This is a genomic window from Bosea sp. F3-2 (assembly GCF_008253865.1).
Lineage (GTDB): Bacteria > Pseudomonadota > Alphaproteobacteria > Rhizobiales > Beijerinckiaceae > Allobosea.
In genome coordinates, this window is sequence record NZ_CP042332.1 from 220960 (window position 1) to 233152 (window position 12193).

The window sequence follows — 12193 nt, forward strand, 5'->3', positions numbered from 1 at the left end:
ACTTCACAAAGAGATCGAGATCATGAAACTGGCTTCCTTCACCGTCGATGGTCGCGCGAGCTGGGGGCTCGTCGAGGATGGCGCCGTCGCCGATGTCGGCGCGGTTCTGCGTGATCGCTTCGCTGACCTGAAGGCCGTGCTCGCAGCTGAGGCGCTGACGGCCATTCCCGGCGCGGCTGTGCCCGCCGAGAGAATTCCCCTGTCCCGGATCACATGGCTGCCGGTGGTTCCCAATCCGGACAAGATCCTCTGCATCGGCCTGAACTACGAAATGCACCGACAGGAGACCGGACGCTCGGAAGTGGAGCATCCGACCGTTTTCGCTCGGTATGCCAACAGCCAGATCGGACATCTCGCCGATATCGTCAGGCCCAAGGTCTCGACCGATCTCGACTATGAGGGCGAGCTGGCGGTCATCATCGGCAAGGCGGGGCGCTATATCGAGAAGGCCGACGCTTGGAACCATATTGCCGGCTATGCCTGCTATAACGACGGCAGCCTGCGTGATTTCCAGCGGCATACGCATCAGTTCACTCCGGGCAAGAATTTTCCCGGCACCGGCGCCTTCGGTCCCTGGATGGCGACACCCGACGAACTCGGCGAGCTTCCTGGCCTCAGGCTACAGACCCGGGTCAACGGCCAGATCGTCCAGGACGCCCTGTTCGGCCAGATGATCTTCGATATCCCCACCCAGATCGCCTATTGCTCGCGCTTCACGCGGCTCGAGCCCGGCGACGTAATCGCGACAGGAACACCGGGCGGCGTCGGCGCCAAGCGCAATCCGCCCCTCTGGCTCAAGCCGGGCGATCTCGTCGAGGTCGAGATCGATCGCCTCGGCACACTGAGAAACGGTGTTCGCGACGAAATCTGACGACGGCCGGGCGATGCCGGATCGGGACCGCTCCACGTCGATAGGAGCGGCCCAAACCCAGGGAGGATATCATGAAGCCTTTGAACAGACGCGCCGTCCTGGCCGGCTTGGCCAGCGGCATGGTGGCTATGACGGCAGCGCACGCACAAAGCTGGCCCCAACGTCCCGTCACCATCGTCGTGCCGCAAGCGGCCGGCAGCAGTCCGGATATTCTGTGCCGGATGGTGGCCGAGCGCCTGGCGCGGAGCCTGGGACAGCAATTCGTTGTCGAGAACAAGCCCGGCGCGGCCAATGTCGTCGGCACGCAGGCCGTGGTCCGCGCAGCGCCGGACGGCTATACGCTGCTGTTCACGACCTCGGCAGGGCTGGTCACCAATCCCTTCACCTTCAAGAAGCTGTCCTACGACCCGTTGCGCGACCTGTCGGCCATCGCGTTCGTTGCCCGAAGCAATCAGGTGATCGTCGTCACGCCATCGGTGAAAGCGAATTCACTCGCCGAATTGATCGCGCTGGAAAAGACGAAGCCGGGTTCGCTGTCCATCGCCGTGGACGGCCCCCGCAATCTGTCGGGCATTCTGGGGCAGGCGATCAACAAGGCCGCGGGGACCCGTTTTGTGCTCGTGCCGTACAACACGATCTCAAGCGCCGTTCAGGACACGGTCACGGGGCGGACCGAGGCGGCGATCCTCTCCGTCTCGGTCGCCGAGGCCCATATCGAGGAGAAAACGCTGCGCGCCATTGCCGCCGCGGGCACGCGCCGCATCGCCTCGATGCCGGACTTGCCGGCGATCGCCGAGATCCTGCCGGGTGCCGATCTGCAGGCCTGGTTCATGCTGATGGGGCCTGCCGGCCTGCCGGCCGCGATCGCCGAGTCGCTCGCCAAGGCGGTCTCACAGGCCGCGGCGGATCCCGAGCTGCCGCAGGCAGCCGCAAAGCTCGGCTTCGAGATCGAGGGCGACAGGGTCACGACACCGGCGAGCGCCGCCGCCTTCCTGCAGAAGGAGTACGACAGCGCCGGCAAGCTCATCGCGACGCTGGGTATCGAACCGCAGTGAACGCGATCAGGTGATCCCGCTCAGGAATGATCGTAATGCGCCGCCTTTTCGCGCGCGATTTCGATGAAGCGCCTGGCCAGCGCGCTCGTCGGCCTCTGCTTGAGGGTACGCAGGCCGAAGACGCGTCTGGCGGGTTGCTCCCGCAGCGGCAGGGCGACGAGGGACCCGTCCTCCAGCTCGCTGCGAACGATCTGATGCGAAAGAATCGTGATGCCGTCCGTCCGGCGCACGATCTCCTTCAGCACTCCGAACGGTGCCGCACGAACGATCCGTGTGGGGAAAGTGAGGCCTGCAGTCGTGAATAGTGCCTCCACCAGGGTGGTGAAGGTGCTGCCTTCGGGCGGCATCACCCAGAGTGCGTTCTTATGATCGAGCAGCGACAACTCGCCTTCTCCGGCCAGCGGATGGCCCTGCCGCACGACAGCGGCGACGCCGGCCCCGAATAGCGGTTCGTTGGCGACGTCCTCCCGTTCCCGACCGCTGGAGCCGTGGCCGCTGATCGTGCTGATCACCACGTCGATGCGGTGTGTCAGGAGACCGGCGAGCAGATCATCGTCCGAGCCTTCGATTACGTTGCACGCCATTGCCGGATGTTCACGGCAGAGGCTCGACAGGATGTCGGGTATGATGCTGCTGGCCGAGAGCGGCGTGCCTCCCACGGTCAAAGGTCCGGCGATGCCGACATGGACATTCTGCATCTCCTCGCCAGCGGTCCGGAGGACGGCCTCCAAACTCTCCGCATGCCTCAGGAGCGTGAGCCCGGCCGGGGTGAGCTTCGCACCATGCCTCCCACGCTCGACGAGCGCATGTCCGGTGACATCCTCGAGCCGGGCAATGCTGACGGAGAGTGAAGGCTGCGCCACACCAAGTCGCTCGGCCGCGCGTAGCAGCGAGCCGGTTCGATGAATTGCCAGCAGATGCGCGAGCTGACGCGGCGAGATGTCCATTCGGCGGAAATCCAGACGTTCAAGATGCGTGGACGATATCACTGCCGGTGCACGACTTGGCTGATCGATTTGCGCGAAAGGTTATCCTCGGATCGGTCCTGACTGATTGAAGCGAATAAATTCCTTACGACGTGTTCGGGACTTCGGCACGCTTTTGCCGTGCTGCCGATAGATGTTCGCCGACGCTACACGTGCTTGGACTGAAAGAAGAAAATTTCTCTCAATATTCATGCCGCCCCGCAAACAACCGTGACTGCCGTTTCCGAGCCGGAATACACACACTGCTAAACCAGCCGTGCCCAGGCTACGATACGCAGAACGACGATCGCCAACGCGAACGAGGTAGCATTACGTGGCTGACGCAGCCGATCTGCAGCGCCGGCTTATGGCCGGGCGCCGACTTCAGCAGTTGGCGCAGGATCACCTCAACCCAAGCTTCCCGCAAAGCGCTCGGCCAGCCGTTGCGTCTTGAATGCGTCGCTGACCCAATCGATGAATACTCTGGTCTTACGAGGCTATGGTAGCGCCGCGACAGCGCTCTCCACTGTCGGAGTGGCGCGGCGCAGGCTTGCATAAGAGGCCAGTCCGAATACCCGCTCGGTCGACCGGGGGACGACAACTCGATCGACCGGGAATGTCTAATGTCTGGTTTCGGGCGACAAGCCAACGTCTGGAAATGGCGCAAGCCGCTGAGAAGCCGTCGTAGGCCAAGATGAACTCTGCTCTTTTGGCGACGCTCCCGTCTTCAGGCTGAAAAGACAGGCTTGTCAGCAAAGCCAGTATGTCGCCGCATCATGCGGCCGACGACTCGATCCCTCGATATCTTCACATGCCGAGCCACCGCTTGCCGCGCAGCAGCAGCATCTCGACGCGCGAGGGCATCGATGATCTCGTCGTGATCGTGCCGTACCTCTTCGGCGTCTTCGGCTGCGCCGAGATCGGCGAACAGCAGGCGCTGCATCTCGTCCATGGTCTGCGCGATCGCGCGCAAAAGCCGGCCGTTGTCCGCGATTTGCGCAATGCCCTCATGGAACTCCTGATTGGCTCGCATAAAGGCGCGGTAACTTGCTTGATTGCCGACCTGCAACTCGACGGATGACAATCGCCGCATCGTCTCGACATGGCTGTCGGTAATCCGCGGCGCGGCAAGTTCTGCCGCCGAACATTCCAGGATCAGGCGCATCTGGATCAGCTCGTGAAAATCGCGGAGCGTCAGCTCCGTGACGCTGTAGCCGCGACGGGGAATGACGCGAACAAGGCCATCCTGCCTGAGCCTCGATAACGCCTCGCGCAATGGCGACGTACTGACCTTGAAGCGAGCAACAAGGTCCGATTCATTGAAGACAGACCCTTGAGCGATCTCCCCCAGGACGATCGCGGCTCGCAGCTCTTCATAGACGCGATCGGCGAGGGAGATCTTTCCCTCCGATTTCGAATCGGCCTTAGCCAGCATCACCTTGTCCCCTACGGGTTAGGAGTCGCGGCACGAGTCGCACCGCGACTGCGCGTCGTGTCTAAAAGGTCGGCTTCATTAAGCCAGCACGTCAAGCACGGCGGCCGGCGAAGAAGCGCCGCACGACCAGGATCAGCACCAGCGCCGCAGAAGCCTCGACAATCGCCACCGCCAAGAGTCCCGGTGCGATGTTGCCGGTGGCGTCCTTCAGCAGGCCCAGGCCATAGGGGGCAAGAAAGCCGCCGAGGTTGCCGAACGAGTTGATGATCGCGATGCCCGCCGCCGCCGCGGTCCCCGCGAAGAGCTTGCTCGGCAACTGCCAAAAGACGGGAATGGCACCGTAAGCGCCCGCGAGAGCCAACGCGAACATTACGAACACGAGCTGTGGCGAGGAATGAAGAACGGCGGCAATGCCAGCCAACCCCAACGCGCCCGCGGCCAGCGAGCCGATGCACTGCCAAAGCGGACGTCCGGTGCGATCGGCCATCAGCCCATTGCCGATCATGACTGCCGAGCCGATCAGCGAAGCGCCCGAGACCAGCCAGCCAATCGTGGCCACGTTCGCAAATCCGGCCTCGCGCATGATTGTTGGGCCCCAGAATGCGACGGTGGCGTTCGCGACGATGACGCAGAAGTAGACCAGTGTGAAAATCCACAGCCGCGGGTCGCGCAGCGCCGTCGAAAGCGCATGCTCCCGCTGTCCCAGCATGCGCGCGTCACGATCAAGATCGCTTCGAACCGCGGAGCGTTCGTCGTTGCTCAGCCAATGTGCCTGCTCCAGCCGGTCGGTCAGCCAAAGCAGGGCGACGAGGCCGATAAGGATGGTCGGCGCGCCCTCGACGATGAACAGCCATTGCCAGCCGGACAGCCCACCCCACCCTTGCATCGTGGTCATGATCAGCCCGGCCAGCGGGCCGCCGATCACGCCCGACAAGGCGACCGAAGACATGAAAATGCCGAAGACCCTCGCCCGGCGTTCCGTCGGGAACCATGTGGTCAGGTACAAGATCACGCCCGGAAAGAAGCCGGCCTCGAAAGCGCCGAGCAGAAAGCGCAACGCATAAAAGGTCGCTGGCGTTGTCGCGGATGCCATTGCCATGCAGACAACACCCCAGCCGATGGCGATGCGGGCGATCGTCTTTCGTGCCCCGATCTTCTGAAGCAGCAAGTTGCTCGGGACCTCGAAGAGCAAGTATCCGATGTAGAAGATGCCTGCACCGAGACCATAAACCGCTTCCGAAAAGCGGAGCTGGTCCGCCATTTGCAGCTTCGCAAAGCTGACGTTTACGCGGTCGACCCAGGCCAGCACCCAAAGAACCATGATCAGCGGGATCAGGCGCCAGAAGATTCTGCGATAGGCACCGTCCAGCAGCGCATCCCGAGAGCGGGGGGCGACGCCCGCCAATGATGTTTCGGCCATGTGAAATTCCCCTCAGTGGCCTTTAGCCAGCATATGCCGGGTGGGCTTGATTTGTGATGCATTAAAAAAACATCACAAATCAGTCAAGCGAGTCAAGCGGTCTCGTCTCGATCTCGATTGGGAGAGAGATGGGATTGACGATCGCGATTTTCTGATACGAAAGTGGTGCATCAAAAAAATATTACAGGATGAAGCGGTAATGGTAGTGCTCGGTGCAGTGGGGGATATCGTCGTCCGCAACAGGATTTATGCGGATGGCGAAGCGATCGATCGCGATTATCAGGAGACGCTTTCGTACGTGCGCGAGAGCGATCTGGTTTGGGGGGCGTGCGAGGTTCAGTTCGCTGGCCGCGGATATCGCAGCGATGCGCCGATCGCATATCTCGTCGATCCAGCCGTTGCGGGCGATTTGGGACGAGCGGGGTTCGGCCTGCTCACGGTTGCGACCAATCACACCTGTGATTTTGGACCCGACGCGTTTCTGGAGACCCTTCGGCACTTGCGCGAGGCCGGCGTGTCGACAGTCGGCGGAGGAGTGAACCTGGAGGCATCCCTCGCACCAGACATCCGGGAGATCAATGGCTGCCGCATCGGCACGCTCGCCGTGTCCTGCTTGTTGCCGCCGGACTATGCTGCGACCGAAACACGGCCCGGCATCGCCCCGCTGGCGATCGAGCAATGGCCAGAGATCCATCCCGTCTTGCTCGCAACCGAGCCTGGCGCGCCGATGCGAATGCGCAGCAAGGTGTCCGCTGGCCATCTGGATCGCCTTCGGGAAGCAATCGCAAATCTGCGGCTGCGCGTCGACGCGCTCATTGTCAGCGTGCATTGGGGCTACGGGCGCGGCGACCCACTGGCGGAGTATCAACGCCCGCTTGGGCACGCCTTGATCGATGCCGGTGCCGACATGGTGCTAGGCAATCACGCTCACAGCCCCGCAGGTCTGGAGACGTATCGAGGCAAGCCCATTCTCTACAGCCTCGGCAATCACATCGCTCAGCAGGATTGGAAGAACGCTACGCCCGATCAGCAGGCCATCTTCTCCCAGATCGATCCGTGGTCCCTGGTCTGTCGCATCAATATCGACAGCGTCGGCATCTCTGCGATCGAGTTTCGCGCCACCGAGTGCAACAAGGCGGGCTTTCCGGCCCTTCTTAATGAGCCCTCGCGTGCACTGCCAATCTTCGAACGATTTCTAAGGCTTGCGGCAAGTGAAAACACCAGATTCGAGATCTCTGGTGCGAGCCTGATGGCAAGCTTCGGTTGAGAAGCTCGTGATGAACTGACCGAATCGGGGCTCGGGCGGTTCATCCATAAACGCCCGCTTGCTCGCGAGGGTTTCGTCCGTGGCGTGCTTCGCTAGGAGGTCCGCTTTCGGGCCGAGAGCCAATGTCCGTGTGTGGACCTCAGCCGCCGAAACGTTCACGCGCATTATCATGATGTCCGGCCCCTGAAGGCTAAGCGAGCCTGCGTGGGGCAGGATCGCGCCCACCTCTTGATGGGCATCAGGCTACCGCATGCCGATGTCTGCTTCCAGGCGACCAGCCAATGTCTGGAAATGGCGCGAGGCTCGCGGCCCTCCGAGTCCATAGTCGGCCTAGAAGCTGCAATCTGCCAGCGACGAACTGTCGGGAGACTATCGACCCCGAACCATTGCCACCGCTACAACGCCTCCGGGCAGGGAACAGTCGAGGCTCAAGGCTGATAGATAGATGAAGATCATGTGTCTAAACGGCTGGGGCGGGAAGCTCCATGCGCCGCTCACTACCTATCTGGGGGCGTCATCTCCAGACATCCTCTGCTTCCAGGAGGTGGTACACAGCCCTGAGACCACGAAAGAGTGGCTGACCTACCGAGACGGAAGCCACGTTCTCCCGCAACGAGCGAACATGTTTCGCGATGTCGCGAGGGTTCTCCCAGATCACACGCCGATCTTCTGCCCGGCAGCGCAAGGGGTGCTCTGGGATGGGGAGTCATCCATCCCATCACAGTGGGGCCTTGCAACATTCGTGCGCCGCACGCTGCCGATCACAGGGCAGGTGCAAGGCTTCGTCCACAAAGCCTTCTCTCCCGATGGCTATGGCGAGCACCCGAGGTCCCGAAGCGCTCACGTCGTCCGGGTTTTCGACTTCGAAAAGGCGCAGTTCATCTGCGTTGCCCACATGCACGGCTTACGCGACCTCGGAGGAAAGGGCGATACCCCCGAAAGGGTCGCGCAAGCCAACCGGCTGGCGGAACTCGTTCAGCAAATCGCGGAGCCAGGCGATCCTGTCGTCGTGTGTGGGGATTTCAACGTCGACCCTGGGAGCCAAACGTTTGAGATCCTCGGCCGCATCGGTCTGGTGGATCTTGTCACCGCACGAGGGTTCGACAGCACGCGCACGTCTCACTATTCGAAAGCAGGAAAATTCGCTGATTACATGCTTGTAAACGGTTACGTGGACGTGGCGGACTTCACCGTGGTCGCTGAGCCCGAGGTCTCGGACCATTGCCCCTTGGTTCTGACATTGTGAGAGGCTTGCCCGAAGCCGCGCCGTCCGCGCTCCACCAGGTGCTCGGAGAGGCATGGAGGATCGAGGGTCTATCATTTTCCCACGAGCGCGGAGCGTCCGCTTCTCGGCGCGCTTAATGTCCGCAAATGGCGCCAGACGGCGATACATGTCGACCGAGAGCGGGCCGGGACAACTCCATTCTGTCGTCCCGGTGCTATCGTCGATCAAGCCACGAGGAAGCCGGCGTCGACCGGGTCGTCGCGGTTGATCGTCCAGCGCGCCGTGCCGAGCAGGCCAGCGGTGCCCTTCACCGTCGGGCGCACGGCGCGGGTGCCGTTCAGGCTGGCTTCGCCGATCAGGCAGCCCTCGAAGGTGCCGGAGCCGAGCAGGCCTTCCGAGCGGATCGGCTGGTGCAGCTTCATCAGGCCGCGCGCTTCATACATCGCCATCATCGCGCTGGTGCCGGTGCCGCCGGGCGAGCGGTCGAGCTGGCCAGCTGAGAAGACGTGGACGTTCTTGTAGAAGGCGCCTTCGATCGTCGGCTCGTGCCAGAAGGTGACGAAGTTGAAGTTGTTGATGTGGGCCGAGGCCGGGTGCTGGATCGCGACCTTCTGGCGGAGCTGCTCGCGTGCGATGATGCCGAGACGCGAGAGTTCCGAGCCGTTCTCTGGCGAGATCCGGAGCGAGGTGCCACGCAGGTCGATGATGCCGAAATAATTGCCGCCCCAGACGATGTCGGCTTTGAGCGAGCCGACGCCCGGCAGGTCGAACGGCACGTCCTGCGCCGCGACATAGGCCGGCACGTTCTCGAAACGGGTCCAGAGCACGTCCGGACCGTCATTGGCGACCTCGGCGGTGACCAGCCCGGCGGTGGTCTCGAAGCGGATAGTGGTGCGGCCGTTCTCGCCGCGCCGGACAAGGCCGAGCGCGACCATCGCCATGCCGACGGCGATCGTGCCGTGGCCGCACATATGGGAGTACTGGGTGCCGTCGATATAGATGAGACCGGCATCGTAATCCGGGCTCGACGGCGGCGTCAGGAAGACGCCGAACATGTCCTTGTGCCCGCGCGGCTCGCGCATCAGGGCGCAGCGCAGCCAGTCATAGTTCTCCTCGAGGAAGCGGCGCTTCTCCAGGATGCTCGATCCGGCCGGGTACGGAATCCCGCTATGGATGATGCAGAGGGGCTCACCCTCGGTATGCGTGTAGACGACGTCGAAGACATTCTGCTGGCGCATGGTCGGCTCCTTGGGAAAACAGGTGGTCGAAAGGGTTAGCGGCGTCGCTCCGAGAGCACGTCGAGGCCGATGGTGAGGTCGAGCAGCACGATCACGACGGCGGCGACGATGATGGTCAGGCCGGAGACTGCCGCGATCGTCGGGTCGATCGTGTACTGGACGTAGTTGAACAGCTTGACCGGGATCGTGGTCAGCTCGGCGGTCGTGTTGAAGATGCTGAGCTCGACATTGATCCAGGAGGCGATGAAGGCGAAGATCGCGCCGCTGACGAGCCCGCTGCGGATCTGCGGCAGGGTCACCAGGAATAAGGTGGTCAGCGGCCGAGCCCCGAGATCGGCGGAAGCCTCCTCAAGGCTGCGCTGCTCGTCGCTGAACTGCGGCAGCACGGCACGCAGGACGAAGGGCATGATGATCACGACATGCCCGACGAGCAGCGCCGGAAAGCTGCGGACGAGCCCGATCGCGCTGCCATATTGCAGCAGCGCCGCGCCGAGCACGACATGCGGCAGGCTCAGCGGCGACATCAGCGTCTCCGAAAGGAGGCCGCGGCCGGTGAAGCGATAGCGGGCGATCGCGATCGCCGCAGGCACCGCCAGCAGCACCGCGACAATGGTCGCGACGACTGCGAGCAGCGTGCTGATCAGGAAGGCCGAGACATAGGAGGGGTCGCCCAGCATCTTGCCGTACCAGGCGAGCGTGAGGCCCTGTGGTGGGAAGGCGAGGAAGCTGGTCGTGGTCAGCGATGCCCCGACGAGGACGACGAGCGGCAGCGCGAGATAGGCCAGCGCAGCGAAGGAGACGATCCGGACGAGAGCTGAGATCATCTCAAGCCCTCCTCGGCTCACTGAACCGCCCGGCGATGGCGACGAGCGCCAGCGTCAGCACCAGCATGGTGATGCTGAGCGCACCGCCATAGTTGAAGTCGAAGACCGAGCTGTATTGCTGGAAGATCAGCATCGAGAAGACGGTGATCCGCCCGCCGCTGAGCAGCGCCGGCGTGACATAGGCGCTGACCGCCAGCATGAAGACCATGACGGCACCGGCCATCAGGCCGGGCAGGCTGAGCGGGAAGATGATGGTGCGGAAAGTGCCGGCCGGCGTCGCGCCGAGATCGGCGGCGGCATGCTCCAGCGCCGGATCGACCTTGGCGAGCGCGTTGCCCACGGCGAGCACGATAAAGGGCAGCAGGATGTAGACAAGGCCGATCAGGATGCCGAGCTCGGTGCCGAGGAAGCGCATCGGCCGCTCGATCAGGCCGAGCCCGATCAGCCCGTCATTGACCAAGCCGTTGCGGCCGAGCAGCACCATCCAGCCGAAGGAGCGGACGATATTGCTGGTGAACAGCGGCACCACCAGCAGGATCACGCAGAAACGGCGCCAGGGCCGCCATTTGACGATGCGGACGAGATACCACGCGAGCGGATAGCCGATCAGCACGCAGACGAGCGTGGTAAGCGCCCCGATCCGAAAGGTCACCCAGAGCACGTCCCAGTGATAGGCGTCGGCGAGGATGCGGACGTAATGCGCGAAGGTCGGCTGGCCCGCCAGCGTGGTCAGGCTCGCGATCAGCACGACTGCCATCGGCGCCAGGAAGAAGGCGACGAAGAAGGCGGCCGGCAGGGCGCAGAGCAGCAGGACCGGGCGCAGCGTTCCCCTCATCACGCATCCCCCAGCACGAGGCGCAGGTCGCTAAGGCGGAGATTGGCGAAGACGGGCTGACCGACGCCCAGGCCGGCCAGAGTGGACGGGGCGAGCCGGGAGGTCAGCGTGGAGCCGGGAACGGTAAGCGCCACCGAGGCATGGCTCCCGACATGGACGATGTCAGAGACAACGGCCGGCAGGGCAAGGCGCTCGGCGACGGGCTCGGCCGTGACGAGGATATCCTCCGGCCGCAGCACGCCGGTGAGTTCGCCCAGCGGTACATCGGCGGCGGGAAGCGTGATCGCGCCGTCAAGCAGCGAGAAGCTGCCATCGCCACGCCGCTCGACCGGAAGCAGGTTGGCATCACCGATGAAATCGGCGGCGAAGCGGGTCGCTGGCCGGGCATAGATGTCCTGGCCACGGCCGATCTGCTCGATCCGGCCGCGGTTCATCAGCACGATCCGGTCGGCCATCGTCATCGCCTCCTCCTGGTCGTGCGTCACGAACAGGAAGGCGATGCCGAGCCGATGCTGGATCTGCTTGAGCTCGCTCTGAACCTTCTTGCGCAGCTTGAGGTCGAGCGCGCTCAGGGGCTCGTCGAGCAGCAGCAATTGCGGCCGGTTGACGATGGCGCGCGCCAGCGCGACGCGCTGCTGCTGGCCGCCTGAGAGCTGCGCCGGCAGCCGTTCGCCGAAACCAGCCAAGCCGACGAGCTCCAGCGCCTCGGCCGCGCGCTTGGCCGCCTCGTCGTTGGCGACGCCCTGCCGGCGCGGCCCATAGGCGACGTTCTCAGCCACACTCATATGCGGGAAGAGCGCGTAGTTCTGGAAGACGGTGTTGAGCGGGCGCCGATAGGGCGGCAGCCGCGTCACATCCTCGCCCGCCAGCCGGATCGTGCCGGCCTCCGGCGTCAGGAAGCCGGCGATGCAGCGCAGCAGCGTCGTCTTGCCGCAGCCCGACGGCCCCAGCAGAGCGATGAACTCGCCCTGCTCGACGGCAAGCTCGATCGCCGTCAGCGCCGGCTGTCGGCCGAAATGCTTGGACAGGCCGTCTATGGCGAGGATGGGGCTCATGCT

11 protein-coding genes are annotated in these 12193 nt (G+C 63.5%); 4 read left to right on the forward strand and 7 right to left on the reverse strand.

What is annotated here, in order from left to right; all coding sequences use genetic code 11:
• Window positions 1–22: 22 nt before the first annotated feature.
• Window positions 23–871, forward strand: coding sequence for a fumarylacetoacetate hydrolase family protein (locus tag FQV39_RS30740; RefSeq protein ID WP_149134274.1), 849 nt, complete (start codon window positions 23–25; stop codon window positions 869–871).
• Between the two features lie 71 nt (window positions 872–942).
• Window positions 943–1926: a Bug family tripartite tricarboxylate transporter substrate binding protein gene (locus FQV39_RS30745; protein ID WP_149134275.1), complete on the forward strand. Its 984-nt coding sequence runs from the start codon at window positions 943–945 to the stop codon at window positions 1924–1926.
• A 20-nt stretch (window positions 1927–1946) separates the two neighbouring features.
• Here the strand turns inward: FQV39_RS30745 and FQV39_RS30750 are convergent, their stop codons facing one another.
• The 3 genes from FQV39_RS30750 to FQV39_RS30765 all read right to left on the reverse strand — a co-directional run bounded on the left by FQV39_RS30750 (window position 1947) and on the right by FQV39_RS30765 (window position 5746).
• A complete protein-coding gene (locus tag FQV39_RS30750; protein WP_149134276.1) occupies window positions 1947–2873 on the reverse strand; it encodes a LysR family transcriptional regulator in 927 nt (308 codons plus the stop codon).
• Between the two features lie 745 nt (window positions 2874–3618).
• On the reverse strand, window positions 3619–4326 hold the full coding sequence (locus FQV39_RS30760) for a GntR family transcriptional regulator (RefSeq protein WP_149134277.1): 708 nt from the start codon (window positions 4324–4326) through the stop codon (window positions 3619–3621).
• Window positions 4327–4417: 91 nt separating this feature from the next.
• Window positions 4418–5746, reverse strand: coding sequence for an MFS transporter (locus FQV39_RS30765; protein ID WP_149134278.1), 1329 nt, complete (start codon window positions 5744–5746; stop codon window positions 4418–4420).
• A 40-nt stretch (window positions 5747–5786) separates the two neighbouring features.
• On the opposite strand from FQV39_RS30765, the gene FQV39_RS30770 reads away from it, so the two are divergent.
• Together FQV39_RS30770 and FQV39_RS30775 are read left to right on the forward strand one after the other, a co-directional pair.
• Window positions 5787–7013, forward strand: a complete 1227-nt coding sequence (locus FQV39_RS30770; protein WP_149134279.1) for a CapA family protein — start codon at window positions 5787–5789, stop codon at window positions 7011–7013.
• Window positions 7014–7467: 454 nt separating this feature from the next.
• A complete protein-coding gene (locus tag FQV39_RS30775; RefSeq protein WP_349238611.1) occupies window positions 7468–8259 on the forward strand; it encodes an endonuclease/exonuclease/phosphatase family protein in 792 nt (263 codons plus the stop codon).
• Window positions 8260–8462: 203 nt separating this feature from the next.
• On the opposite strand, the gene FQV39_RS30780 is transcribed toward FQV39_RS30775, so the two are convergent.
• The 4 genes from FQV39_RS30780 to FQV39_RS30795 are packed head-to-tail and all read right to left on the reverse strand — an operon-like array spanning window position 8463 to window position 12190.
• Window positions 8463–9476 (reverse strand): proline racemase family protein, encoded by a 1014-nt coding sequence (locus FQV39_RS30780; RefSeq protein WP_149134281.1) that lies wholly within the window; start codon window positions 9474–9476, stop codon window positions 8463–8465.
• A 35-nt stretch (window positions 9477–9511) separates the two neighbouring features.
• Window positions 9512–10300 carry an ABC transporter permease gene (locus FQV39_RS30785; protein WP_149134282.1) on the reverse strand — a complete coding sequence of 263 codons (789 nt, stop codon included), beginning with the start codon at window positions 10298–10300 and terminating at the stop codon, window positions 9512–9514.
• Between the two features lies 1 nt (window position 10301).
• Window positions 10302–11135: an ABC transporter permease gene (locus FQV39_RS30790; protein ID WP_149134283.1), complete on the reverse strand. Its 834-nt coding sequence runs from the start codon at window positions 11133–11135 to the stop codon at window positions 10302–10304.
• Window positions 11135–12190 (reverse strand): ABC transporter ATP-binding protein, encoded by a 1056-nt coding sequence (locus FQV39_RS30795; RefSeq protein WP_149134284.1) that lies wholly within the window; start codon window positions 12188–12190, stop codon window positions 11135–11137. Before FQV39_RS30795 ends, FQV39_RS30790 begins: the two co-directional genes overlap by 1 nt.
• Window positions 12191–12193 lie beyond the last annotated feature (3 nt).